The following is a 24,643-nucleotide window of genomic DNA, read 5'->3' as shown; positions in this document are numbered from 1 at the left end:
AATTTCACTACCTTTCTGGTCTAGACCAGGGGAGAGGTTATAGAGAAGATATTAATCTGTGGTGACGATGTGGTGATGAAAACATGACGGCGCTTGCGGTCTGGCGCAAGAGCCTCTGTGAGCACACTAGCGGGTGGTGACTTCCATTTCGATGGCGTGTGGCAGCCAGTACTCGATGTTGTAATCAATCAGCTTGTGCGCGCTGTCGTATCGCAAACGGACGATTTTCAGGCCCATTGCGCCGGTATGGATACCCAGTGGTTCGGCGTGTTCCTGTTCGAGGTTGGCGATGAGGATGCGGCAGGTCTCGGAGGCGACGCCGACGTTGAAATGTTTCTTGAGGATGGCCGTCACGGAGGCAGACAAATCAAATTCGTCGAGATTTTCGTAGCGAGACAGGGGCAGATAGCTGTCTTCCACCATCACGGCGCGACCGTCCAGCCCGCGGACTCTGCGCAGGTGCAGGTAGCGGCTGTTGGCCGCTGCCCCGAATGCCGACGAGATTTCCCGCCGGACACCACAGCGGTGCTGCTGCAGGATTTCCGTTGAGGGCGTGAATCCCTGATCCTGGGCCATGCTGTTGAAGTCCACTTTCTGGGCCGGGTTCATCATGAACCGGGCGGGGGCCACAAACCAGCCGCGGCGGTTTTGCCGGTAAATGACTCCTTCACTTTCCAGCCGTGTAAGGCCTTCACGCAGGGTAATGCGCGTGGTCTCCAGCTGATCCACCAGCTCTCGCTCCGAGGGTAGCTTCTGGTTGTGCTGCAGCCGCCCATCGCTGATCAGGTTCTGAATAAACGCTTTGATTTCACTTTGTGTATTTGGCAATGGGCTGGTTCCTGAGGTCGTTGGGCACGGTTGGGTATATGGGGGCAAGTATCGCCGATCAAGCCCGGTGTGCGAAGCGCCGGGCTTTGCGGGCTAAGTTGCGGTCAGGGGCGTTCACCAAGGGCCAGTCGGCGGTCGATGTCGACCAGTACTGGCTCCAGCTGGCGGATGTCGTCTATCAGATAGTGGGCGCCGCAGCCAGCCATTTTGCGGTAGGCGGCTTGCCGCAAGGGCGTTTGCTGTGCCTCGTCCATGCGCTCCCAAGCCTCGTGCGACAGACCCAGCGCATTGCCCGAAAGTACGACGGCGACGGTCCACATACCCGCATTGCGGCCTTCGAGGATACCGGCGGAAGTGTCGTCGACTTTTACGCATTGCGCGACGGAGCCGATTTCCAGCGCAATCACATTTTTCAGTGCGGCAGCGGGGCCAGGGCGTGCGCCCGCAGCCTCATCAGCGGCCACCACACAATCCGGCTGGATATCTGCCGCGGCGGCTTTTTCGAGCATGCCATCGATCATTCCACGACTGTATCCGGTGGTGCTGCCCAGCTTAAAACCCCGCGCGCGCAGGTCGCTGAACAGCGCGGCAGCCCCGGGCACGGGCGTGCTGTGGTGATCGATTTCGGCGCGCTGGATCGGTGCCAGTTCGGTGTACAGCGCGTCGATATCCTCTTCGCTGGCAAAGCGGCCATGCTGCTCCCGCCAGGCATCCCGGATCCGCGCTTGTTGCAGCATGCGGCGGATATGCTCTTTTTTTTCTGTCCCCATAGGGATGCGGGTTTCGGCCTCGTCGACGGCGATGCCGGCATTGGCAAATACCTGCATAAATGCGCGCAGTGGTGCGCGTGAACCGAAGTCCACGAGCGTGCCAGCCCAGTCAAAAATGGCGGCGTTAAGCGAAGGTGCGTTCATGTTGTTCCTCATAGGTTTGGTTGCTGGATGGCGGTAAAAGGCGCTCGCAGACCTGCAGCCAGTGCGCCAGGTTGCGGCAGTCGATGTCCGCCTGCTTGCCCGCATCGTCCCAGTGGCGCAGTGCCAGGGCGTCCTCGCTGAATGGATTTGTAATAAAAGCGTACTGCTGTGCATCCGACATCTGCATGCCTTGTTGTTGCAAGGTGTCGGCACTGGCGGCGGACAACTTCGCCCGATAATCCGTAGCGGTGGATGCCAGGTAGCGCTTGGCTTCAACGTGCAGGGCTATTGGCTCGACTACCTCTGGCGGAAACCCCCAGCGGCGCAACTGAGAGGCGCCGATGACGGCGTGATCCCGGTGCCCAAGACGGTTGGTGCCCAGAAGTCTTCGGTCCAGGGCAATCAAATGTCCGATGTCGTGCAAAAATGCGGCACCGATCAGCGCCTCGGAGGCTCCGGCTGCCTGTGCCAGTGCAGCGCATTGCGCCCCGTGCTGATATTGGGTACAGCGCTCACCGAGCGTCAGTGCCCCGTACTGTTCCAGCAGGTTGCGGATAGCCGCGACCGGGCGCACAGGTTTTATGACAAGTCCGGGTTTGCTGTGCGCTTCACGGGTTTGCAAGGCTGTCCTCCAGAGGTCTGCCGGCCATCAGGTTGTCCACCACCCGTTCCATTAGCGCGGGTCCGGTGGTCATGCCCTTGCCGCCGATGCCCGTCACCAGGTGCACATGTGTACTGGGGGAGTCCAGCAATACACCACGTTGGTTCTCCTGGCTGTAGTAGCCATTCCAGGTGCTGTCTACACGCCAGTGAGGCAGGTCGAGAATGCGTTTGGCTTCTGTGAGCATGAGTTCGTTAATGTGGGTGGATATCTCATAGTCCAGGGATCCGGACTGCGAGGCGGCGAAGTATTCATGGGAGTCGCCGAGAATCAGGCTGCCATCGGCCGACTGCCGCACCAGGATATGGATATCAAATTCGTCGTAGCCGCGGTTAAGGCCGTGTGGCGGTAGTCGGGTAAAGCTGGGGCAGCTTTTAAAGGCGCCGTAACGGCGCAGCGTCAGTCCGGTCAGCAGGTTGCCCGGTAATGTGATGTTTCCGGCGGGGGCGATACGCATCATTTGCAGCTTGGCAATTTGCATCTCTGGTGTCTGCAGATGTTCCGGGTACAGACGATTGAGCAGGTGCCCGCAGCAAATCAATACCTGATCGGTATGCACCTGCTCGCCCGCAGCGGTAGTGAGGCGCACGCCGTTGCCCACAGCTGTTGCGCTGTCTTCAATGGCCGTCACGGTGGTGTTTGGCAGCAGGGTGAGAGCGCTGTCTGCGGCCAGCCGCTGCCAAAAAATCGGCATCAGTGTGCTGGTTTCCGCACTCATATCTCCTGGGAAAAACAGGCCACCCTGGCAGTAGCCGGCGCGCAGTGCGGGGTTGTGGGCAAGACATTGGGCGGGGCTCAGTCGCTTGGATGGGTAGCCGAGCTCGCGGTTGATTTCATCGAGCTCATCCAGTAGCTGTGCCTCCTCCGGGGAGGACGCCACATACAGGGAGCCCTGTTGCCAGATGGTGCTTCCGGACACGGGTTGCAGTTCTCGGTAAAGATCGAGCGAGCGCATACCGAGATCGCGCCACACGCCGATTTCCATACCAGAGGGCACGACTTGTCCAAAATTTCTGACGGTTGCGCCCCGTGCCTGCTGTCCTGAATCGATCAGCAATACACGGTAGCCACGTTTTAGCGCACGATAGGCGGCGAAGCTACCGAGGGCACCGGCGCCCACAATGGCAAGATCAAATTTCATTGGGTGTTTCCTTTCTAAACGGTGGGGTAAGCCGCTGACTGGACGGGGTAGGCGTCAGTTTGCAGGCGGCGAAAATAGAGCATGGAGAACAGCATTAGCAGCGTGCAGGCCGCGCCGACCACGTAGGCAAATTGCAAGGTGAAATCGAGCCAGGCCAGCTCCGGAGTGGCAAAAGTTTTGTAGAGCATTACCGCCACGCTGCCCAGATAACCGCTACTGTCTGCGAGATAGATGGCGAACCCCGCATTGCCAAGAGATCGGGTACAGGCCACTAGCCGCTCGAACAGCAGACAATTGAACGGGATGAACCCCATATACAAGCCGGTATTGACGGCGATCATCCACAGCGCTCCATCAATGTTGCCCGCCTCAAACGCCAGTGAAGCGCAAACGCAGGTGATACCGCCGAGTGCGACCACTGTCTGGTTAAAACGCAGGGCGAGGTAGTTGTCGCGCACGAATATCAGCAGTGCGAGCGCACCGAGGACGATCAGGGTGACGGGCAATGTACTGGTCAGAAAAATTTCCGGCGTACTGCCGTAACCCAGGGATTGCCACAACTCCGCGGCAAAGTTATCGGTGAAATCGCGAAACGCAGTCAGAAATACATAGGTTAGAACCAGTGCAGCGAGCCCCGCGCCCGTTTCGCGCATAAAGGCAAGGCGCATCTGCCCGCTCATGGGGACGCGTTGCTGACGTGCCGCAAAATCCTGCTGGTCTGGTTTGGGTGTGCGGGAAAGTGCCGCGACGGACAAGATCAGTCCGGGTATAAACAAAAGACCTACTACTGCCGGCATCCACTGCTCGGGCACCTGCCACTCAAGCATCAGATAGCCAGCCACCGCCTTAACTGCCCCGGAAGACACGATCAGGCTCGCGCAAAGAATGGCACCCAAGGCCTCGGTGACCCTGCGCCCCTCGAGATAGCTGAATACCAGCCCCCACACCATACCCAGCGGCAGACCATTCAAAAACAAGAGGGCTACATTGAAGGGCGCTGGTATGAGCGCAAACAGTACTAACGCCAGATAGCTGATCAGAACCAGCCCAACCAGCAATACGCCCCGCTGTGTGGCGCGCAGTTCAGAGATGACCTTGATACCAATAAACTTGGACAGGGCGTAGCCCAAAAGCTGGGCAATGATCAGCGCTACCTTGTAATCCAGCGCGAAATGCCACCCCTCCACCTGCTCATAGGTTGCCGCAGTAAACGGCTTGCGGAAGGCGTACATGCAGAAATAGGTGAAGAACGCCGACAGCCCGGCGAATGTCACCAGGGCCAGGCTTTTACTCCTGGCATGGAATGGTGCTGACATGGTCTGAGTCCTCATTTATTTCTGGTCTAGACCAATAGTAAGTTGGTTCTATTACGAATCTGTTACGTGGCGATCTTTTCTCAATCCGTCCCGGTCATGCCTGTACGAAATTTCTGGGTGCTTTAAAAAAGTTTCACCTACCCGTTACAAAAGTTTCACATTGAATGCCTAGCCTTTTGGTCTAGTCCAGATTGATCGGTGCATCGCGAATCGGTAACGCTGCAATCCAGCGCATGACTGCGGGTATGTGATGACCGATCGCGATGAATATTCTTAAACAGACCAGAACGGGGGATTCATGAAACGTAAATTACTACCAGCGACCATTGCGCTAGTGGCCAGCCAAGCAGCCATTGCACAAACCATTGAGCACCGGGCATCGGAAAAACTGGGCGATAGCCAGCTGGAGGAGGTGACCGTAACCGGTCAGTTTGGCAATGAACTGCGCTCACTGGAGCGGCAGCGTGATTCCGACAAGATCCTGAATGTGGTTTCTGCGGACGGTATTGGAAAACTGCCTGACCGCAACGCGGCGGAGGCCGTGCAGCGTATCCCGGGTGTTTCCATCGAGCGCGACCAGGGGGAAGGGCGCTTTGTGGCTATTCGTGGTTTGCCCGCCCAATGGAGCTCGGCCAGTGTAAATGGTCACCGCCTGCCCACGGCAGAAGAGGAAACCACAAGCCGTGCGACCGCATTTGATTTCTTTCCGTCGGAACTGATCGAGCGTGTAGAGGTTTCCAAGGCCGTGACCGCGGATCAGGAAGGGGACGCCATCGGCGGTAATGTCAACTTCATTACCCGCACGGCGCCGAAGGAGCGCACCTTCGACATTTCTGTTGCCGGAGGTGTTGTAGACAAGGCAGATGGCGATAGTAACTCCCTTAACTTGTTGTGGGGGGATCGTTCGGCCGACGGCAAGTTTGGCTACATCGTCAATGCCACCAGCTGGAAACGTGACTGGGCAACGGACAATTTCGAGCCGCGTCGTAAAGATACCGGTATCTATCGCCTGGAGATGCGAGACTATACCGGGGAACGGGAAACCTACGGGCTCAATGCCGGTATGGAATACAATCTTGATAATGGCGACAAGCTGTTTGCTCGAGGTCTCTACGGCACGCTGGAAGACGATGAGACCCATTACAAGCATCGCCTGCGCTTCGACAAAGACCGCCTAGAGCTGCAGCACATCCGTGACATTCTGGTTACCGAAATGCGGGGGTTGGAGTTTGGCGGTGAGCATTTTGTCAGTGAGCAGTCCAAATTGGACTGGAGCATCGCCAGCTACGATAACCGTTTCTACTATGGTGATTACCCCAATGGCAACGACAATAGTTATTTTGTCGCGCGCTTTGACCAGACCGGGGTTGGTTATGAAGGGCTCGACGAAGGCGGCCAATCCCACAGCGAAATTGACGGTGGTACCAGTGCTGCCGGACGTCCGGACACTCACCTGCCGGACGATTTCGAGATGGATCCCACTCAGGCGAATCTCGCTTGGGTTGAGCTGTACAAGATTGATGTACGGGAAAAAGATCGTGCCATTGCGCAGGTCGACCTGACCACGGAATTCAGTGACGACCTTGAACTGAAGTTCGGTGTGAAATACCGCGATAAAGAACGTATCGCCAGTTTCTCGGATGAGTTTTATCAGTGGGATGAAGAAGCCTTCGGTCCGGCACCGGTACTGTCGGACTTCGATCTTCGCGATCAGCCTGGCCGCGACGATTATCTGACCGAGGTGGGCGGTAATTTAAGTGGAATCTTCTCCCCGGTGGCCTCCACTGCCGCGATGCAGGCGTTCTGGAATGCTAACCGCGACAAGTTCCGTCTGGTAGAGAGCGAGTCCGCGCTGGTGGAAAATGGAGGCGCCCTTGGCCGGAACTTTGATGTGCGCGAACGTCACCTGTCTGGCTACGGTATGGGTACGTATCATTACAATCATGATCTCACGCTGGTGGCGGGGTTACGCTTGACTCAGACCAATACCCGGGTGGATGGCCAGGTTTTGGTCGAAAATGACGAGGAGGGCACAGCGGAACTGGTCGATAACCGTGGTAAGAAAAACTACCTTTCGGTGCTGCCTTCGCTGCATATGAAATATGCGCTCGACGACGACAGCAACCTGCGCTTTGCCATGACCCGCACCTTTGCCCGCCCGGACTTCGGCGACTCGAATCCCGGTGGCACCTTCGTCGAACACGATAACGAATTCAGTTCCGGCAACGCCGATCTGGAGCCCACATACTCGCTCAACCTTGATCTGATGTACGAGCGCTATTTCGAAGACGGTAACGGCGTAGTTTCCGCAGGTTTGTTCTACAAAGACATTACCGATCCGGTTTTCCGCGATGCGAGTGAGGGCGACTACAACGGTAATTCCGGGGTCGATTTCTTCCGCCCGGAAAATGGGGATAACGCATCTCTCACCGGGCTCGAATTCAATGTGGTGCGCAAACTGGACTTCCTGCCCGGGGCACTGGAAAACCTCGGTGTTTCCGCAAACCTGACCCTGATGGACTCGGAAATGCGCATCCCAGATCGCGAAGGTAAGGTGGCGATTCCACGCCAGGCGGATCAGTTGCACAACATTTCAGTATTTTATGATGACGGCGCGCTGTCCCTGCGATTGGCCCAGAACCATAAAGGGGACTACATCGAGGAGCATGCTACTTCTCGCAGTGAGGATACCGGGACCTATCTCGATAGCTTCTACGGCGAATACACCAGCCTTGATTTCAGTGCCTCCTACCTGGTGAGTGACAAGCTGACGGTGTTTGCCGAAGCCAACAACCTCACCAATGAGCCGCTGACCTATTACTTGGGTGACGCCGATCGTCCGAAGCAGGTTGAATACTATGGCTGGCGTGCGCAGCTTGGGGTGAACTACCGATTGTTTTAATTGTTTGCGAGCTTGATCGTTCCCTTGTTGCCCCGCCTTTTGGCGGGGCTTTTTTGCTGGTGACACTTGGCTCTTGACAGGGGATGCGGTGGAGCTGGTATTGTTTGAATCACTAATGTTGTTGTTCTAATCCGCAAGAAAGTTTTCTGCGCCAAACCTTACAGATTGAAACATCCAGGGAAGCTCTATGGAGCAGTGGAAGGCAATCATGCAATCCGCCAATCGCGCCTACCAGGAAGGCCGCGAGAGCGATGCGGAGCAACTTTACAAGTCATCGTGCGAGCGGGTGGTCCCATTACTTACGGAATGGAAAGACCCGGAGGCGGCAATCGCCATGCTGTCGGTCAGTTACCAGAATCTGGCCGATCTGTATTTTCGCCAGGGTCGGTACGACGATGCGCTTGTGGCTTATGCCGGGTTATTGCGTCAGCTGACGGATCTCAGCCAGAGTGGCGACCGCGACGCTGAGTTGGCCCGCTTCGCCGAGGGTGCGTTGCACAAGGCGGGTTCGGAGCTCTCGCAGGAAGTGCGTATGCGCCGGCTGGCGCTGCCGGAAGACAATCCCGATCTGGCGCCGATCCGCTCGCTCATCTCCTGATCCTCTCTTATCCCCTGCGGCGATTCCCGCTAGCTCACCAGCGGGTTTCCCCGTTCGATGATGGATTTTACGTCCACGCCAACGGGTAGGGCGCCGGTATTCCCCGCGCCGTGTTTCCCCAGGCGGGAGCGTAGAAAACCTTCCGCCAACACGGTGTTACCCCCCTGAATCAGCAGGTGCGATTGCATGGTGAGCGCCATCTGATCCACCACGTCGCGTGCGCGATATTCCAGGTCGTCGAGGTTGCGCAGCGTATCCTTCAGCCGGGTAACTGCGGTATCGAACAGGGTGTCGCTGCCTTTGCTTTTTTCCAGCTCGTCATACCAGGTGGTGAGTACCGCAGGTGTCTTGCTTAGTGCGCGCAGCACATCCAGTGCCTGAATATTGCCCGAGCCCTCCCAGATGGCATTGATGGGCGCATCGCGGTACAGGCGCGCGGTAATGAAGTTTTCAATCACGCCATTGCCTCCCAGGCACTCCATGGCTTCGTAGGCGTGGTGCGGGGTACGCTTGCAAATCCAGTATTTCCCCACCGCGGTGCCGAGGCGCATCAGCAGCTTTTGCTGTGAGTCGTCGAGGTGGTCCATCGACTGTGCCATACGCAGAGTCATGGCGACGGACCCTTCTACCTCCAGCTGTAAGTCTGCGAGCACATTCTGCATCAGTGGCTGTTCGATCAATGGCTTGCCAAATGCGCTGCGCTGGCTTGCGTGGTAAATCGCCTGCAGGGTGGCCTGGCGCTGGCCGGCGGCCGAACCGATCATGCAGTCGAAGCGTGTAGCGGCGACCATCTCGATAATCGCCGGTACACCGCGTCCTTCATCACCTACCAGCCAGCCCAGCGCGCCGCGCAACTCGATCTCTGAGGAGGCATTGGAGACATTGCCCGCCTTGTCCTTCAGCCGTTGTATCTGAATGGGGTTTTTTTTCCCGTCGGGACGCCAGCGGGGCACCAGGAAGCAACTGAGTCCGGCCGCGGTTTGCGCCAGCATCAAAAAGGCGTCGCACATGGGGGCGGAAGTAAACCACTTGTGGCCCACGAGTTCGTAAGCGCCATTGCCAACCGGGGTTGCGCTGGTGGTATTGGCGCGCACATCCGAGCCACCCTGTTTTTCGGTCATGCCCATGCCAATGGTTACGGTGGACTTCGCCGTGTGCGGTCGGTTGCTGGGGTCGTAGCCGCGGTCGGTAATTTTAGGTAGCCACTCTTCGGCGAGCGCCGGGGATAGCTGGATGGAGGGTAGCGAGGCGAAGGTCATGGTGACGGGGCAGCCGTGGCCGGACTCCACCTGGCTGTGCAGATAGTATTTGGCCGCCCGCACCACATGCGCACCGGGTTTCGGGTCTGTCCAGGGGGATGCGTGCAGCCCCTCGCTCATGGCCAGCTGCATGAGCTGGTGATAGGCGGGGTGGTAGTTGACCTGATCGATGCGGTTGCCCACCCGGTCGTGAGGCTCGAATTCCGGCTTGTAGTGGTTGGCCTGAAAGCCGCGCTCGATCCACTCCGGCCGCCCGCACACCTCGCCGTAGCGTTGCAGGTCATCCTCGCCCCAGTGGCCGCCGTAACGGGTGACGGCTTCCCTGAGCGCGGTATCGCCGGCGTAGAGGTTGTGGCCGTGGAGCGGTGCCGGCTGGTTGAACACCTGATGGGTGTTGGCAACATCGGGTGCGGTGGTGTCGTGTGTCATGCGCGCGGTCTCTGCCAGGTTGACCGGGGCGGGTGATGCCGGGTTCGCCGCCGGAGTGGGGTCCGCTGAATATCCTAGCGCGTTCTGGCCCGGTAGGCTTGCCTTGAGGAGCCTGGGCCGTGGTATTTATTGGCACCACCCCGGTCTTGGGGAGGCCGGGAGGGAAGGGGCTGGGTCAGATGCTGCGCTTACCGGAGAGATTGAGCGTGAGTTCCAGCAGGCCCGCCCAGGGATCCATTTCCTTGCCGCCCTTGATGGCGTTATCGACGGCGCGGGCGCGCAACAGGAAGTTTTGCAGGTGGCGGGGGCGCAGGCGCTGGCAGGCGGACTGCACCAGTGGCTGGCGCTTCTGGATGCGCACCAGCCGATTGATGGGCTGGCCCTGCTCGAGCTTTTCCTGGGTCTCCAGCAGCGTGCGTATTTCACGGGCGATGGCCCAGAGTACCACCGGTGCTTCGACGCCTTCGGCGCGCAGCCCCTGCAGTGTGCGGACCGCGCCGGCAGCGTCGGCGGCGAGGGCTTTGTCGATCAGGCCGAAGACGTCGTAGCGGGCGGAGCTGGCGACGGCGTTGTTCATGGTTTCGGCGGTGATCACGCTGTCGTTGGCCAGCAGTTTCAGCTTTTCGATTTCCTGGCTGGCGGCGAGCAGGTTGCCTTCGACACGTTCGGCAAGAATCTGGATGGCTTCCGGCTCGGCATCGAGGCCGTTGGCGCGCAGGCGCTGGTGAATCCAGCGGGGCATTTCGGAGGCGTCTACGGGCCAGATCTGGATCAATACGCCCTTGGCTTCGAGGGCTTTTACCCACTTGCTGTTCAATTGCGAGCGGTCGAGCCTGGGCAGTACCAGCAGTAACAGGGTTTCATCGTTCGCCATGCTGGCGAACTCTTGCAGTGCTTTGCTGCCTTTGTCGCCGGGTTTGCCGCCGGGCAGGCGCAGTTCGATAATTTTTTTGTCGGCGAACAGGGACATGCTGCCGGCGGCGGAGAGCAGTTGCCCCCAGTCGAAGTTGTGTTCGCCGTGCAGCAGGTCACGCTCGCTGAAGCCATGCTTGCGCGCGACATCGCGGATAGTGTCGCAGCATTCCTGTACCAGCAGGGGTTCGTCGCCGGTGACGACGTAGATGGGGGCGAGACCTTGGCGGAGGTTTTGCGCGAGCTGGCGTGGGTTGATCCGTGGCATATCAGGGGGACGCCGGGTTGTCGCGCACGGGTGCGTTGATGTCGATGCGGCGCAGGCGGTCGATGATGCGGCCGATCAGCTCGCGGCGCATTTCTTCCCGTTGCAGGCGTTCTTCTTCCCCTTTACTGACTACTTCGTTGTCGTCCCACTCCAGGGTGCGGTAGACGTCGGCGCGGGCCATGGTGAGCAGGTCGCGGCCGGTGTTGTCGCGCACGCTGTATTCGGCGCTGGTGATGAGTTCGTATTCGGAGGCGCGCCCTTTGGCATCGACGGAGACGGTGCGTTTGGTTTCGGTCTCTTTGTGGATGGTCAGGGTGAAGTCGGCTTCGCTGGGGGCTTCCGCTAGGGGCAGGCCGCTGGTTTGCAGCAGGCGGGTGATGCTTTCGGCGAGCTCGCTTCTGGGGTCCTGGGCGGTGATGTAGAGCTTGCTGCCCGGAGGGAGGTTTTTGGGTGCGCCGCGGAGATGCCAGCCACAGGCTGAGATTGTGATGGCCAGGATTATTGTTAGGGTGCGGAGCATTATTGATTTCATCGAGGTCCGTTGCGTTCTATTGCTGATGTGGTGGCGGGAGTGTGCCGGGTACAGGTTTTCAGGACCACTGTGAACCCATCCCTGGGCGTTGCGGCGCAAACTTCCTGTTTGCGACGCTCCTGAAAACCTGTACCCGGCACCCTCCCTTCACATCTGATCATTGTGCTTCGTAAGCAATGGTGGATGCGCTGCGCTTATCCACCCTACGTCAGAGGGCTATTTCAACCCGTAGGGTGGATAAGCGAAAGCGCATCCACCATGACGGGCTAATTAATTGGCGACAATGTTGACCAGCTTACCCGGTACTACGATCACCTTACGCACGGTTTTACCTTCGGTAAATTTCAGTACGTTTTCGTCCGCCAGTGCCATTTTTTCCAGGGTTTCTTTGTCGGTGTCTGCCGGGACTTCCAGCTTCGCGCGCAGTTTGCCGTTTACCTGTACCACCAGCGTGATACTGGAGCGCACCAGGGCTTTCTCGTCCACTTTCGGCCAGGGTGCGTCGACCAGTTCGCCGCTGTTGCCCAGTGCTTTCCACAGTTCGTGGCTGATGTGCGGGGTTACCGGGGCGAGCAGCATGACGGCGGCTTGCAGGGCTTCGCGTTCTACGGCGAGGCCGTTGGCGGAGTCGCGCTCGGCGACTTTGCCCACTTCGTTCAGCAGTTCCATCACCGCGGCGACGGCGGTGTTGAAGGTCTGGCGGCGGCCGTAGTCGTCGCTGACTTTCTGGATGGTTTCGTGGGTTTTGCGGCGCAGTTGCTGTTGCTTGTCGCTCAGGTTGTTTACGTCAATTTCCGCGCTGCCATCACCGGCTTCGATATGGCCGTGGACGGTTTTCCACAGTTTGCGCAGGAAGCGGCTGGCGCCTTCTACGCCGGAGTCGTGCCATTCGAGGGTCTGCTCGGGGGGCGCGGCGAACATGGTGAACAGGCGTACGGTGTCGGCACCGTATTGCTCTACGGTGGCGTGGGGGTCGATGCCGTTGTTTTTGGATTTGGACATTTTGACCACGCCGCCGGCCACCACTTCTTCACCGGTAGCGCGCTCGATGGCTTTGATCGGCTTGCCCTTGTCGTCGCGTTCTACGTCGACGGCGGTGGGGGCGATCCAGGTTTTGTGGCCGTTTTCTTCTTTATAGAAGGATTCGGCCAGTACCATGCCCTGGCACAGCAGGCGCTTGAAGGGCTCGTCGCTGTTGACCAGGCCTTCGTCGCGCATCAGTTTGTGGAAGAAGCGCGCGTACAGCAGGTGCAGGATGGCGTGTTCGATGCCGCCGACATACTGGTCCACCGGCAGCCAGTAGTTGGCGCGGTCGGGGTCGAGCATGCCTTCCTCGAAATCGGGGCAGGTGTAGCGGGCGTAGTACCAGCTGGATTCCATGAAGGTGTCGAAGGTGTCGGTTTCGCGCTCCACCGCTTCGCCGTTGTATTCGTCTTTGCACCACTCCGGGTCTGCCTTGATCGGCGAGGTGACGCCATCCAGCTCCACGTCTTCCGGCAGCAGGATTGGCAGTTTCTCGGCCGGTACCGGGATCTCGCTGCCGTCTGCCAGGTTGAACATGGGAATCGGCGCGCCCCAGTAGCGCTGGCGGGAGACACCCCAGTCGCGCAGGCGGTAGTTGGTGGTGACGCGGCCTTTGCCGGCGGCTTCCAGGCCGTCGGCGATGGCATTGAAGGCGGCGTCGAAGTCGAGGCCGTCGAAACCACCGGAATTGACCAGTACACCTTTTTCGGTGAAGGCTTCTTTGTCGAGGTCGATGGATTCGTCGCCGGCGGGTGCCACCACCTGTTTGATTGGCAGGTCGTACTTCTTGGCAAACTCCCAGTCGCGCTGGTCGTGGGCGGGCACGGCCATCACGGCACCGCTGCCGTAATCCATCAGCACGTAGTTGGCGATCCACACCGGGACTTCTTCGCCGGTGAGCGGGTGGATGGCCTTGAGGCCGGTGTCCATGCCTTTCTTGTCCATGGTGGCCATATCGGCCTCGGACATGGATTGCTTCTTGCACTCGGCAATGAAGGTCTTCAGCTCTGGATTGGATTCGGCCAGTTCCAGGGCAATCGGGTGCTCGGCGGCGAGGGATACGTAGGTAACCCCCATCAGGGTGTCCGGACGGGTGGTGTACACGTCGAAGTGGTCCACGCCGGCAATGGTCTTGGGCAGTGCGAAGGCCAGCTCGACACCCTTGGATTTGCCGATCCAGTTGCGCTGCATGGTGCGCACCTGCTCCGGCCAGTCGGGCAGCTGGTCGAGGTCGTTCAGCAGTTCTTCGGCGTAATCGGTGATCTTGATAAACCACTGCGCCAGCTCGCGGCGCTCGACGGTGGTGCCACAGCGCCAGCAGGCACCGTCTTCCACCTGCTCGTTGGCCAGTACGGTGGCATCGTGGGGGCACCAGTTCACCGCGGAGTTCTTCTTGTACACCAGGCCTTTCTTGTACAGGCGGGTGAAGAACCACTGCTCCCAGCGGTAGTAGGACGGCTGGCAGGTGGCCAGCTCGCGGGACCAGTCAAAGCCGAAGCCCAGGGCCTTCAGCTGGCCCTTCATGTAATCGATGTTGGAGTAGGTCCACTTGGCCGGTGCGGTCTTGTTCTGGATGGCGGCGTTTTCCGCCGGCAGACCGAAGGCGTCCCAGCCCATGGGGTGCAGCACGTTTTTGCCCTGCATGCGCTGGTAGCGGGAGATCACATCGGTGATGGTGTAGTTGCGCACGTGCCCCATATGCAGCTTGCCGCTGGGGTAGGGGAACATGGATAGGCAGTAGAACTTGTCCTTGGCGGGGTCTTCCTTTACCTCGAAGCTTTTCTGCTCGGCCCAGTGCTGCTGGGCGGCGGCTTCGACTGCGGAGGGGTTGTACTGCTCTTCCATCTGTGGGGAACCTATACTCTGTGACTCGATCTTTTGGGGTATTCTGACTGGAAACCGCCTGCGCGGTTTGGCCGGAAAACGGCGAATTATAGGAGGGATAGGATGAGTAAGGAACCTAAAGCCGGTACTAAACCGACACAGCAGGTCGATAATCCCGATTTACTGCTGAACGATGAAAAACTGTCTGCCGGCCTGCGCCAGGAACTGGAGCAGCTGGTGAAAGACGAACTGGCGGTGGAAAAGCTGACCGCCAGCAAGGCGGCCTTCCTCAAGGCCTGGCTGAAGGACGATGCCCATCGCGCGGAGGATTATCTCGAGGGCCTGGGCGGGGAGCTCAAAACGCTGGAAGAGCGCTACGGTGATTGGGTGCTGGAAGCTGCAGACCCCACCAAGGCCGCGTGGCCGGCGCTGATGCTGTGTATTCGCCGGGGAGAACCCTGGGCGCTGGCGGGAGAGACCGTTGGCGAGGGAGAGGAGTTACAGTGTCTCGGTTGCGGTTATCGCGCACTACCGGATGCGGGTAGCCAGATCACCCCCTGTCACCGTTGCGGCTACGGCTGCTTTCGCCAGGTTATTGGCGGACTCGACGCCGGCTAAACCGGTGCTCGACCCGCCCAGTTACCGAACCCGACCACCCACGACAAGGGATATTCGCTGACCAAGATGGAACTGCAAACTGCCCTGGCCACGCTCATCATGCCGCCATTTGCCCCCCTGGTTGGGCTCTTGATGGCCTTCGTATTCTGGTTTTTCCCCGCGTCCAATCCCGTTGCGAAATTGTCGCTGCCGCTGGCGATCCTGTGTTTTCTCACCTTGTGGATTTGTGCAACACCGGCCTTTTCGGGTTGGTTGGGGCAGCGTGTGGTCAAGCTTCAGTCGCCGGTGCCCGAGGTTGAGCCAACGGCGGTTGTGGTGCTCGGCGGCGGACGTTACCGGGATGCAGTGAGCGGGGCTGAACGTCTGTCTGCCGCCAGTCTGGAGCGGGTGGCCTGGGCGGCCGCGCAGGCCCCGAAGGATCTGCCCATACTGGTCTCCGGCGGGCGCGTGTATTCGGACGAGAAGGTGCCAGAAGCCCAGCTGATGGCGGACGCGCTGGAGAACATCTTCCAGCGCCCGGTGAGTTGGCGCGAGAATTGCAGCCGCACTACGGCGGAAAATGCCACAAATTCGGCGGCACTTTTGCACGATGCCGGCGTCGAAGGGGTGCTTCTGGTCACCCACTGGTGGCATATGCCCCGTGCGGCGGAGAGTTTTGCCCGCGCGGGTATTCAGGTGCAGCCACTGCCGGTAGGAAGTCCCGGTGAGCTGGTGCCCAGGGCCGAGAGCGGGCTGCTGCGCTGGTTGCCCAGTGCCGCAGCACTATTGCGCAGCCAGGTGTATTGGCGGGAACTGGTCGCAGATCAGTGGTATCGGTGGCGGCCACTGCCGGTACGGCGTAGTTGCTGAGGTGCAGTTGCTAAGATGTGAATCGCAGATGTCTGACTGTTAGTGGACGTCTGTTCAGGATTGGTGCTTGATGCACGCAGAATGAATAACTAGTATGGGCGCCCTCAGGGAAAGTTTCTCCTGAAACTTTGTTTTGGGACAGGGACCAGGAGTAGATCTCTGATGAATGGATCTCTTGACGTGAGTCGTGTTGCTTGCGCGGCGGTTACGACCGAATTGCAGATAACAAGATAAGAATAATCGAGGTAACGTTCTGATGACGGGTATTCCTTCAGCCTTTTCCCCAATCCAGTTGCACAATCGCCTGAACCGTCCTGTGTGGATCGGTTTCAAGTTGACCCGGCGGGGCAAGCGTCAGCTGGTGATCCTCACCGCCGGCGAAGAGGGTGCGGCCAAGCTGAGCAAAAACTTCGAGACGTTTGTCGGGCAGATTGTGCGCGAATTCAAGCTGGACCCGGAGCAGACGGATTTTGTGGAGCTGCGCCAGGAAAAGCGCGATAGCGAGGCCGGTGAGCACAGTTGGTTCCGCTGGCATGCACACTGGGTGGGCAGTGCACCAATGGAGTGCAAGGCGGACCCGGTGACCTCTGAAGCGGCACGCAGCTATCTGGAAGACGTACTGACACGCAATACCGCCGCTGCCTGACCCGGCCAGCCACCGTCGATTGCCAGAGCCCGCCATATGCGGGCTCTTTGCGTTGTGGGGGCACGATGTGGCTAGTGTGTTTTCGAGGAGGCGCCGCTCGCGCCGTTTTTGCCGGAGTGGTCCAGCAGCTCGGCGAGGGCTTTCTCCAACGTGGGATACTGGAAGCTGTAGCCGCTGTCGAGCGCGGTGCGGGGTTCCATCCGCTGGCTGGCGAGCAACAGCTCGTTGGCCATTTCGCCGAACATCAGGCGCAGCATCCATGCCGGGGTGCGCATTAGACAGGGGCGATGCAGCGCGCGCGCCAGCAGGCGTGAGAAGCTGTTGTTGGTGACGGGCTCCGGGGCACAGGCGTTGAAGGGGACGCACAGCTGGCGATCGATGGCGTGCAGCATCAGGCCGACGATGTCGTCCTCATGAATCCAGCTCATCCAGTGTTCACCGGTGCTCATGGGGCCGCCAAGTCCCAGGCGGAAAGGCGGCAGCATTTGCGCGAGCGCGCCACCGTTGGTGGAAAGCACGATGGCGGTGCGCATGGTTCCGACACAGATGCCGGCCTGTTTCAGCGGCTCAGTGGCAGCTTCCCATTCTTTGCACAGTTCTGCCGAAAACCCGCCGCCGGGGCCACTGCTTTCTTTGAGCAGCTCACCGCCGCGATCGCCGTAATAGCCCACCGCAGAGCCGGAAAGTACATAGCTGGGAGGTTGTGGCTGCGCCAGGATCCACTGCACCAGCTGCGCCGTAGTTTCCAGCCGAGAGCGGCGAATTTCCTGCTTGCGCGCAGTGGTCCAGCGCTTGGAAATGGTCTCTCCCGCCAGGTTGACGACAACGTCCACCGGCCCCTCGACCTGCTGCAGGTCGCGCACTCCCTGGGCGGATTCGCCGCAGAGTTTGTGCACCTTGTTGGGAGATCGGCTGAGTACCGTGAGGCGATGGCCTCGCGCCAGCCACTTCGCACAAAATAGACGGCCTATTAATCCAGTGCCGCCAGTGATTAAGCAATGCATAAATCTGGCATCCGTGCCGCACATTGTTTGGTCTGTGCATGGAAAATTTTGGCCCGGTCTGCGCCTTGCCGCACCGTACGTGCGGTGGCACCGGGGGAACGCCGGGTTACGACGACCTGCCGGACGCGTGGATCGGATTTAAACGGCAAATCTGCCCTCCGCGCCGGGTGAATATCTCAGGATAATAGCAGCCACCAAGGCGATTGCGACGGGAGGCTGGCATTAAATACCTGAATTGGTGCAAGGGGAGTAAAAGGAGGCGGCACCGAGGGGCAAAGAGCGCCTCAGCGCTGCCAGCCGCCACGCACGTTTCAGTCGGCTGCTTCGCCCGTAAACACGGCCTCGTCATCGTCTGCGGAGCGGCGCTGCAACGCCGCTGAAAGAACCAGCATCAATGCGGCGAGAATCACCAGGCCCCACACGCCGATGCGCATGAACGGGGTATAACCCGCGCGGGACTCCACCTCACCAATCATGTGCGCCTGCTCGAACTGGGGCAATTGCGCGGTGATGCGGCCGTCCGGGGCGACAATGGCGGTGACGCCGGTATTGGTGCCGCGCACCAGATAGCGCCGGGTTTCCAGTGCGCGCATCTGCGCCATCTGCATGTGCTGCAGGGGGCCGATGGAGCGTCCGAACCAGGCGTCGTTGCTAAGGGTCAGCAACACGCCGGCATCGCCGCTGCTCTGGGCGACCAGCTGTGGATAGACGATTTCGTAACAGATCAGCGGAGCCCAGTTGACGCCGGCGGCCTGCAGTGGCGACTGGTTGCTCGGGCCCGGGCGGATAAACGAAGTGGGCAGGTTGAAAAATTCAATGGTGCCGCGAATCCAGTCTTCCAGGGGGACATACTCGCCGAATGGCACCAGATGGCGTTTGTGATACAGCTGCGGCTCCTTACCGAAAACCGCAGCGGAGTTGTGTACCACCTGCCGGAAATCCTGTTCCGTATCGTACAGAACCCCGGTGATCAGGTCGGTGCCGGTTTGCTCCGCGTTGTTCTGCAGGGCTTCCATGAGGTTGAGGGAGCGGTGGTAGATAATCGGCAGGGCGGCCTCCGGCCAGATCACCACATCCACATCCTGGTTATGCAGTGTTTCGGTGGCGCTCTGGTAGCGTCGGATGGTTTCGCCGAGGAATGCCGGCTGCCACTTTTTGTCCTGCGGAATGTTGGCCTGTACCAGCCCGACCTTGGTGGTATTCCCCTGTGCCGTGGTCCATTCAAGGCCAGACAGCACCAGCCCCATCGGCCACAAAAGCACCGCAGCGGTGAGCAGCCCCAGTGCGCTGGGGGATTTCCAGGAGGTGAAGGCGCGGCGGATAAACAGCGCCGTTACGGCAGCAGTGAAGGCCAGCAGCAGGCCGATACCGTAAACGCTCAGAACCGGTGCCCAGCCAGCGAGCCAGGTATGAACATGTGCGTACCCGGCGAACAGCCAGGGAAACCCGGTAAACATCCAGGTACGGCACCACTCGCTGACAAACCAGAGTGCGGCAAACGCGAGTGCGAAGGACACCGGGTTGGCGCGCAGCCGTGCCAGCAGCGGGAAGGGCAGGGCAAACAGCAAGGCCAAAATGCCCACAAAGGCGCCGGTCAGCAGGAACCCGAGCAGGGGCGAGGAGTTGCCAAAATCCGTAATGGAGACGTAAACCCAGGAGCCGCCGGTGGCAAACAGGCCGATGCCGAAACAGAGTGCCAGCCAGAAGATGTTCTTTCCGGTCAGCGGGTTGCTCGCGCCTGCGCCCCCCGGCGCCAGTAACCAGGCAAACAGCCCCAGGGAGAGCAGACTGCTCCACCAGAGGTTGTAGGGGGCAAAAGAGAGGGTCAGAAGGCCGCCCGCGATCAGGGCGGCCACCAGAGGCAGGGTGTTACGCATCAGCCATCTTCTTCAGCGGGATTGCCAAACCGACTGACACGCAGCAAATGAATCTGCCGGTTGTCGGCGTAGAGGACTCGGAACTTGAACTCCCCAAGCTTGGTCATCTCATCGCGCCCGGGCAGGTGACCGAAGGACTGCATGATCAGGCCACCAATGGTGTCGAATTCTTCATCGCTGAATTCGCACTCAAAATAGTCGTTGAAGTCCTCGATGGGGGTGAGCGCCTTCACCACAAAGTCGTTGTCGCTCACCTTACGGATATAGCTATCCGCTTCCTCCTCGTCGGTCTCGTCTTCGATTTCGCCGACGATTTCTTCGAGAATATCTTCAATGGTCACCACGCCGGAAACGCCACCGTATTCGTCGATAACCACTGCCATGTGGTAGCGGTTCTCGCGGAACTCACGCAGCAGGATATTCAGGCGTTTGCTTTCGGGAATGATATTGGCCGGGCGAATATGGTCTTCCAGGCGGAAATCGTCCACGCCTTTCAGCACCAGCGGCAACAGGTCTTTGGCTAATAGAATGCCGCGAATATCGTCGATGCTCTCGCCCACCACCGGGAAGCGGGAGTGTCCGGACTCGATGATTTTGGGAAGGAAGTCTTTGGGGCAGTCTTCGATACTGACCACCACCATCTGCGAGCGCGGAATCATGATCTCCCGCACCTGCTGGCTGGACACGTCCAGCGCACCCTCGATGATGGACAGGGCTTCCGCGTCGACCACCTTGTTTTCGGCGGCGTCCTTGATAATGTCCAGAAGCTCATCGCGGGACTTGGGCTCTTGTGAGAAAGCGCCCAGTATTTTGTCCAACCAGTTTTTCTCCGTCGAGCGGGGCCGGTTGGAAGAGGAGCTACTAGGGGGTTCGTCGGTGGTCATGGATGTGGCCATACTCCGCGTTACTCGTCGGTTCCGTTGTTCATTTGTTCCACCCGCGCGTCTTTCGCGGGTGCGTCTACAGGCCGGTAGGGGTCATCGACACCCAGCTCGGCCAGAATCCGGGTTTCGAGACTTTCCATGATCTCGGCCTCATCGTCCTCGATATGGTCGTAACCCAATAGATGCAGTGTGCCATGGACCACCATGTGTGCCCAGTGTGCCGCCAGGGCTTTGTGCTGCTGTTCCGCTTCCCGCGCGACAACCGGGGCGCAGATGACCAGGTCGCCCAGTAACGGGAGGCCCAGTTCCGCAGGGATATCGGCGGGGAATGAGAGCACGTTGGTGGGTTTGTCTTTACCGCGGTACTGAAGGTTCAGCGCCTGGCTTTCGTCATCATTGACGATACGCAGCGAGATTTCAGCTTCGGTGCGATGTTCACCCACGGCGGCGGTTGCCCAGCGCGCGAGGTCCGCATCACTGGGGAGTGGGGAGCAGGAGGTGGCCCGCTGCACATCCATGTGGACGTCAGCGGGCGAGCGCGACTGGCTCTCGGACAGGTTTGCGTTCATGGGCGCGGCCTTAGGCCGCATCTTCTCCGGTGCGGCCAGCGGCGTTCAGTGCGGCCGCTTTGCGCGCCGCGCGCTCGGCTTCCTGCTGTGCTTCCACTTCTGCTTCGTGAATGCCGTAGGCCTCCACGATACGTTGTACCAGTGGGTGGCGGACCACGTCTTTGGCGCCGAAGTGGGTGAAGCTAATGCCGTTGACCTTGTCCAGCACCTCGATAGCGTGGCGCAGGCCGGAGGCGGCACCGCGGGGCAGGTCGACCTGGCTGGGGTCACCGGTAATCACCGCCGTAGAGCCGAAGCCGATGCGGGTCAGGAACATTTTCATCTGTTCGCGGGTGGTGTTCTGGCTCTCGTCGAGAATGACAAACGCGTTGTTCAGGGTACGGCCACGCATATAGGCCAGCGGCGCTACTTCGATGACGTTGCGCTCAATCAGTTTGCCGACGGTCTCGAAACCGAGCATTTCATACAAGGCGTCGTACAGCGGGCGCAGATAGGGGTCTACCTTCTGGCTCAGGTCGCCGGGCAGGAAGCCCAGTTTCTCGCCCGCTTCCACCGCCGGACGCACCAGCAGGATACGTTCGACAGAATCCTTGAGCAGGGCCTCTACCGCACAGGCCACCGCCAGGTATGTTTTACCGGTACCGGCAGGGCCGATACCGAAGTTGATATCGTTGGTCTGCACCGCGCGCACGTATTTGCGCTGGTTGATACCACGGGGGCGCACGGAACACTTTTTGGTGCGGATCAGTACCATCTGATCCCCTTCGCCGTCTTCCATCTTCTGCTTGCCACTCACCAGCTCTTCCACACCGGATTCCTGTAGGGCGAGGTGAATCGCGTCCGGGGTCAGGTCGTCGTTACCCCCAGTTTCCTGGTACAGGTTGCTGATGATTTCGCCGGCCGCGCGGGCGGATTTGGCATCGCCATAGAAGGCAAACTGGTTGCCGCGATTGCGGATCTCAATATCCAGTCGCTGTTCTATCTGGCGCAGGTGTTGATCAAATTGGCCACAGAGGTTGGCCAGGCGGCGGGCGTCGTTTGGCTCAAGAGTGATGCTGTGAGCGAGGGCTTGTGTTTCCAAATTGGTTTCCATGCACCTTTAGTCAGGGGGTTCAGTCTGTAGGTTATACCCATTTCCCTCGTGGGGGAAAGGTTGGTTTGTGACGAATGGGTTCTAAAGGGTCTTGGGGCTTATAACAGGGGAGTATGAGGGGTTGTGGATTGGTGCTTCGCAGCAAAATTGTTTGGGTACTTCGGGTCTAGCGGTGTGGCGGATCTGCTACCGATGGCCCCTTGCGGGACACGCCGTGAACCCATCCCTGGGGGCTTGTCGAAAAGGTCCCTCTTTTCGACAGTCCCGCAAGGGGCCATCGGTATCAGAACCTTAACTTCAGACGTTTGTGTTCTTCCGCACCTGGTACCAATTAGTTTTAAAGAATGCAGAAGTCACAATTTAAGGCGCTGATGCCGGGATTCGTTTCCGGGACCGTACGCGGCCATGGATGGCCGCGTCCGAGCGCACAGGGATGTGCTTGTAGCGTGTCCCGGAAACGAATCCCGGCAGCAGGGCCGCCACGGCGGCGCTAACTGGCTGCCCCGGAGCCCGAGTTAATTCAGCGGCCCATCCAGCTCCGAAGTCACCAAAGTTCCTCGCAGGGAGTTAGGGAGGGCTTCCTCGATCAACACATCGGCAAACTTACCGATCAGCTCCATCTGGTCACAGCGGAAATTGACCACCCGGTTGTTTTCGGTACGGCCCTGCAGCTGGCCCGGGTCTTTTTTGGACACACCGCTGACCAGAACGCGCTCCACATTACCCACCATGCGGCGGGCAATCTCCGCCGCCTGCTGGTTAATGCGGTGTTGCAGCAATTGCAGGCGGTGCTTTTTCACCTCTTCCGGGGTGTCGTCCGGCAGGTCAGCCGCCGGGGTGCCCGGGCGTGGGGAATAGATGAAGCTGAACGAAATATCGAAACCCACATCCTGAATCAGCTTCATGGTGGCCTCGAAGTCGCGTTCGGTCTCGCCGGGGAAGCCGATAATAAAGTCCGAAGACAGGCAGATATCCGGGCGGATTGCCTTCAATCGACGGATTTTCGACTTGTACTCCAGCGCCGTGTGGCCGCGCTTCATGGCCATCAGGATGCGGTCGGAGCCACTCTGGACCGGCAGGTGCAGGTGGTTTACCAGTTCGGGCACTTCGGCGTACACGTCGATCAGCGAATCCGAGAACTCCACCGGGTGCGAGGTGGTGTAGCGAATGCGGTCGATACCATCGATGGCCGCCACATAGGTGATCAGTTCGGCGAAATCTACCATCTGGCCGTCTTCACCGGCTGCGCGGTACGCGTTGACGTTCTGGCCCAGCAGGTTGACCTCGCGGACTCCCTGGTCCGCCAGATGCGCCACTTCTTCCAGCACATCCGCTACCGGGCGGCTGACTTCCTCACCGCGGGTGTAGGGAACCACGCAGAAAGTGCAGTACTTGGAGCAGCCTTCCATAATGGAGACGAACGCGCTCACGCCGTCGGCTTCCGGCTGCGGCAGGCGGTCGAACTTCTCGATTTCCGGGAAGGAGACATCCACCACGATGGCACCGCTCTGCTGCTTTCTGGTCTCCATCATTTCCGGCAGACGGTGCAGGGTCTGCGGGCCGAATACCAGGTCTACATACGGCGCGCGTTTGGCGATGGCCTCGCCCTCCTGACTGGCGACACAGCCGCCGACACCGATCACCAGATCGGGATTTTTTTCCTTCAGGTGCTTCCAGCGGCCCAGCTGGTGGAACAGTTTTTCCTGTGCCTTCTCCCGAATAGAACAGGTGTTCACCAGCAGTACGTCCGCGTCTTCCGGGTCGTCAGTGGGGACCATCTGGTGGGATTCGCCCAGCAGATCCCGCATACGGGCGGAATCGTACTCGTTCATCTGGCACCCGTGGGTCTTGATAAAGAGCTTTTTCACCGGTTTTTCGGACAGTTCAGAAGACATAATGGGCCTGGTTAAAAATTGGTCAATTCGCAAAGGTTGGGCATTATACCGGCCCCTCCAGAGGCTGCATAGACATCGGTGATGTCCCGGCCCTGCACCCTAGTGCAATTTCCGGGCGCTGGTGCTAACCTTCCGCGCTTTTCGCGGATGTGGCCGCGAAACTATCGATTCGACACTAGAATTCACGGGGCATGCCTGTTCCGCCCCGGCCCATTCTGCCCCATTCCAGAGAGACCTATGTCCAACCCGACCTACAAAGTGATATTTCACAACCAGAACCAGGTGTACGAGCTCTATGCCCGCGCCATCTACCAGAGTGAAATGTACGGTTTCATCGAGGTGGAGGAGTTCGTGTTTGGAGAGAAATCGCAGCTGGTTGTGGACCCCAGTGAAGAAAAGCTGAAGACCGAGTTTGCCTCGGTGAAACGCTCCTACATCCCGATGCACAGCATTGTGCGCATTGATGAAGTGGAGAAAGAGGGCACCGGGAAGATCGTCGAAGTCAAGGGCGACAAGATCGCGCAGTTCCCCTTCCCAACGCCCATGCGTCACCCGAGCGACAGCGACTAGGTGATCGCGTCCGGCGGTGCCGGCAGGTAGT

21 protein-coding genes are annotated in these 24,643 nt (G+C 59.4%); 6 read left to right on the top strand and 15 right to left on the bottom strand.

Annotated features, from left to right (window positions below; genetic code table 11):
• Positions 1-126 precede the first annotated feature (126 nt).
• The 5 genes from AU182_RS13490 to AU182_RS13470 all read right to left on the bottom strand — a co-directional run bounded on the left by AU182_RS13490 (position 127) and on the right by AU182_RS13470 (position 4,860).
• The gene (locus AU182_RS13490; RefSeq protein ID WP_193754348.1) at positions 127-828 is read right to left on the bottom strand and encodes a UTRA domain-containing protein; all 702 of its coding nucleotides are present in this window, start codon (positions 826-828) and stop codon (positions 127-129) included.
• A gap of 104 nt (positions 829-932) precedes the next feature.
• Positions 933-1,742, bottom strand: coding sequence for a phosphonoacetaldehyde hydrolase (gene phnX, locus AU182_RS13485; RefSeq protein WP_066966204.1), 810 nt, complete (start codon positions 1,740-1,742; stop codon positions 933-935).
• On the bottom strand, positions 1,723-2,364 hold the full coding sequence (locus AU182_RS13480; protein WP_082859438.1) for an HD domain-containing protein: 642 nt from the start codon (positions 2,362-2,364) through the stop codon (positions 1,723-1,725). Before AU182_RS13480 ends, phnX begins: the two co-directional genes overlap by 20 nt.
• A complete protein-coding gene (locus AU182_RS13475) occupies positions 2,351-3,544 on the bottom strand; it encodes a TIGR03364 family FAD-dependent oxidoreductase (protein WP_066966202.1) in 1,194 nt (397 codons plus the stop codon). The genes AU182_RS13480 and AU182_RS13475 overlap by 14 nt, the downstream gene beginning before the upstream one ends.
• 14 nt (positions 3,545-3,558) lie before the next feature.
• Positions 3,559-4,860 (bottom strand): DUF5690 family protein, encoded by a 1,302-nt coding sequence (locus AU182_RS13470; protein ID WP_066966199.1) that lies wholly within the window; start codon positions 4,858-4,860, stop codon positions 3,559-3,561.
• Positions 4,861-5,158: 298 nt separating this feature from the next.
• Here AU182_RS13470 and AU182_RS13465 point away from each other — a divergent pair, with 298 nt between their 5' ends.
• Entirely contained in the window at positions 5,159-7,762 is a 2,604-nt protein-coding gene (locus tag AU182_RS13465; RefSeq protein WP_066966196.1) for a TonB-dependent receptor, read from the top strand.
• 187 nt (positions 7,763-7,949) lie between these two features.
• Complete coding sequence (locus AU182_RS13460; protein ID WP_066966193.1) at positions 7,950-8,360, top strand: hypothetical protein; 411 nt, start codon at positions 7,950-7,952, stop codon at positions 8,358-8,360.
• Between the two features lie 29 nt (positions 8,361-8,389).
• On the opposite strand, the gene AU182_RS13455 is transcribed toward AU182_RS13460, so the two are convergent.
• The 4 genes from AU182_RS13455 to leuS form a co-directional block, all read right to left on the bottom strand.
• Positions 8,390-10,048, bottom strand: coding sequence for an isovaleryl-CoA dehydrogenase (locus AU182_RS13455; RefSeq protein ID WP_066966190.1), 1,659 nt, complete (start codon positions 10,046-10,048; stop codon positions 8,390-8,392).
• A 175-nt stretch (positions 10,049-10,223) separates the two neighbouring features.
• Positions 10,224-11,228: a DNA polymerase III subunit delta gene (gene holA, locus AU182_RS13450; protein WP_066966187.1), complete on the bottom strand. Its 1,005-nt coding sequence runs from the start codon at positions 11,226-11,228 to the stop codon at positions 10,224-10,226.
• 1 nt (position 11,229) lies between these two features.
• Positions 11,230-11,748, bottom strand: a complete 519-nt coding sequence (gene lptE, locus AU182_RS13445) for an LPS assembly lipoprotein LptE (RefSeq protein WP_227718269.1) — start codon at positions 11,746-11,748, stop codon at positions 11,230-11,232.
• 282 nt (positions 11,749-12,030) lie between these two features.
• Positions 12,031-14,628: a leucine--tRNA ligase gene (gene leuS / locus AU182_RS13440; protein WP_066966181.1), complete on the bottom strand. Its 2,598-nt coding sequence runs from the start codon at positions 14,626-14,628 to the stop codon at positions 12,031-12,033.
• A 102-nt stretch (positions 14,629-14,730) separates the two neighbouring features.
• On the opposite strand from leuS, the gene AU182_RS13435 reads away from it, so the two are divergent.
• The 3 genes from AU182_RS13435 (at position 14,731) to AU182_RS13425 (ending at position 16,720) form a co-directional block, all read left to right on the top strand.
• The gene (locus tag AU182_RS13435) at positions 14,731-15,225 is read left to right on the top strand and encodes a hypothetical protein (protein WP_066966178.1); all 495 of its coding nucleotides are present in this window, start codon (positions 14,731-14,733) and stop codon (positions 15,223-15,225) included.
• A gap of 66 nt (positions 15,226-15,291) precedes the next feature.
• Positions 15,292-16,074 (top strand): YdcF family protein, encoded by a 783-nt coding sequence (locus tag AU182_RS13430; protein WP_066966175.1) that lies wholly within the window; start codon positions 15,292-15,294, stop codon positions 16,072-16,074.
• Between the two features lie 256 nt (positions 16,075-16,330).
• A complete protein-coding gene (locus AU182_RS13425) occupies positions 16,331-16,720 on the top strand; it encodes a hypothetical protein (protein ID WP_066966172.1) in 390 nt (129 codons plus the stop codon).
• Between the two features lie 71 nt (positions 16,721-16,791).
• Here AU182_RS13425 and AU182_RS13420 read toward each other — a convergent pair whose 3' ends face one another.
• From AU182_RS13420 to miaB, 6 genes are all read right to left on the bottom strand, one after another.
• Positions 16,792-17,724 (bottom strand): TIGR01777 family oxidoreductase, encoded by a 933-nt coding sequence (locus AU182_RS13420; protein WP_066966169.1) that lies wholly within the window; start codon positions 17,722-17,724, stop codon positions 16,792-16,794.
• A gap of 311 nt (positions 17,725-18,035) precedes the next feature.
• Positions 18,036-19,601, bottom strand: coding sequence for an apolipoprotein N-acyltransferase (lnt, locus tag AU182_RS13415; RefSeq protein ID WP_066966164.1), 1,566 nt, complete (start codon positions 19,599-19,601; stop codon positions 18,036-18,038).
• Complete coding sequence (locus AU182_RS13410; RefSeq protein ID WP_227718268.1) at positions 19,601-20,497, bottom strand: HlyC/CorC family transporter; 897 nt, start codon at positions 20,495-20,497, stop codon at positions 19,601-19,603. The genes lnt and AU182_RS13410 overlap by 1 nt, the downstream gene beginning before the upstream one ends.
• An 8-nt stretch (positions 20,498-20,505) precedes the next feature.
• Positions 20,506-21,054, bottom strand: a complete 549-nt coding sequence (gene ybeY / locus AU182_RS13405) for an rRNA maturation RNase YbeY (RefSeq protein ID WP_066966162.1) — start codon at positions 21,052-21,054, stop codon at positions 20,506-20,508.
• 10 nt (positions 21,055-21,064) lie between these two features.
• A complete protein-coding gene (locus AU182_RS13400) occupies positions 21,065-22,147 on the bottom strand; it encodes a PhoH family protein (RefSeq protein WP_066966159.1) in 1,083 nt (360 codons plus the stop codon).
• A gap of 515 nt (positions 22,148-22,662) precedes the next feature.
• Positions 22,663-24,042: a tRNA (N6-isopentenyl adenosine(37)-C2)-methylthiotransferase MiaB gene (gene miaB / locus AU182_RS13395; protein WP_066966156.1), complete on the bottom strand. Its 1,380-nt coding sequence runs from the start codon at positions 24,040-24,042 to the stop codon at positions 22,663-22,665.
• Between the two features lie 237 nt (positions 24,043-24,279).
• On the opposite strand from miaB, the gene AU182_RS13390 reads away from it, so the two are divergent.
• Positions 24,280-24,612, top strand: coding sequence for a DUF1820 family protein (locus AU182_RS13390; protein ID WP_066966153.1), 333 nt, complete (start codon positions 24,280-24,282; stop codon positions 24,610-24,612).
• The last annotated feature ends 31 nt before the right edge of the window (positions 24,613-24,643 follow it).

Origin of the sequence: Microbulbifer sp. Q7, from assembly GCF_001639145.1 — a bacterium.
Classification (GTDB): domain Bacteria; phylum Pseudomonadota; class Gammaproteobacteria; order Pseudomonadales; family Cellvibrionaceae; genus Microbulbifer.
This window is presented reverse-complemented; position numbering and strand designations above follow the sequence as displayed.

What these genes read in the sequence shown, in the direction of transcription:
- miaB (WP_066966156.1), bottom strand. Translation starts at nt 24,042, where the DNA reads ATGTCTTCTGAACTGTCCGAAAAACCGGTGAAAAAGCTCTTTATCAAG.
- lnt (WP_066966164.1), bottom strand. Translation starts at nt 19,601, where the DNA reads ATGCGTAACACCCTGCCTCTGGTGGCCGCCCTGATCGCGGGCGGCCTT.
- AU182_RS13455 (WP_066966190.1), bottom strand. Translation starts at nt 10,048, where the DNA reads ATGACACACGACACCACCGCACCCGATGTTGCCAACACCCATCAGGTG.
- AU182_RS13470 (WP_066966199.1), bottom strand. Translation starts at nt 4,860, where the DNA reads ATGTCAGCACCATTCCATGCCAGGAGTAAAAGCCTGGCCCTGGTGACA.
- AU182_RS13430 (WP_066966175.1), top strand. Translation starts at nt 15,292, where the DNA reads ATGGAACTGCAAACTGCCCTGGCCACGCTCATCATGCCGCCATTTGCC.
- AU182_RS13435 (WP_066966178.1), top strand. Translation starts at nt 14,731, where the DNA reads ATGAGTAAGGAACCTAAAGCCGGTACTAAACCGACACAGCAGGTCGAT.
- AU182_RS13475 (WP_066966202.1), bottom strand. Translation starts at nt 3,544, where the DNA reads ATGAAATTTGATCTTGCCATTGTGGGCGCCGGTGCCCTCGGTAGCTTC.
- holA (WP_066966187.1), bottom strand. Translation starts at nt 11,228, where the DNA reads ATGCCACGGATCAACCCACGCCAGCTCGCGCAAAACCTCCGCCAAGGT.
- ybeY (WP_066966162.1), bottom strand. Translation starts at nt 21,054, where the DNA reads ATGAACGCAAACCTGTCCGAGAGCCAGTCGCGCTCGCCCGCTGACGTC.
- phnX (WP_066966204.1), bottom strand. Translation starts at nt 1,742, where the DNA reads ATGAACGCACCTTCGCTTAACGCCGCCATTTTTGACTGGGCTGGCACG.
- AU182_RS13400 (WP_066966159.1), bottom strand. Translation starts at nt 22,147, where the DNA reads ATGGAAACCAATTTGGAAACACAAGCCCTCGCTCACAGCATCACTCTT.
- leuS (WP_066966181.1), bottom strand. Translation starts at nt 14,628, where the DNA reads ATGGAAGAGCAGTACAACCCCTCCGCAGTCGAAGCCGCCGCCCAGCAG.
- AU182_RS13425 (WP_066966172.1), top strand. Translation starts at nt 16,331, where the DNA reads ATGACGGGTATTCCTTCAGCCTTTTCCCCAATCCAGTTGCACAATCGC.
- AU182_RS13460 (WP_066966193.1), top strand. Translation starts at nt 7,950, where the DNA reads ATGGAGCAGTGGAAGGCAATCATGCAATCCGCCAATCGCGCCTACCAG.
- AU182_RS13390 (WP_066966153.1), top strand. Translation starts at nt 24,280, where the DNA reads ATGTCCAACCCGACCTACAAAGTGATATTTCACAACCAGAACCAGGTG.
- AU182_RS13420 (WP_066966169.1), bottom strand. Translation starts at nt 17,724, where the DNA reads ATGCATTGCTTAATCACTGGCGGCACTGGATTAATAGGCCGTCTATTT.
- AU182_RS13410 (WP_227718268.1), bottom strand. Translation starts at nt 20,497, where the DNA reads ATGGCCACATCCATGACCACCGACGAACCCCCTAGTAGCTCCTCTTCC.
- AU182_RS13465 (WP_066966196.1), top strand. Translation starts at nt 5,159, where the DNA reads ATGAAACGTAAATTACTACCAGCGACCATTGCGCTAGTGGCCAGCCAA.
- lptE (WP_227718269.1), bottom strand. Translation starts at nt 11,748, where the DNA reads ATGCTCCGCACCCTAACAATAATCCTGGCCATCACAATCTCAGCCTGT.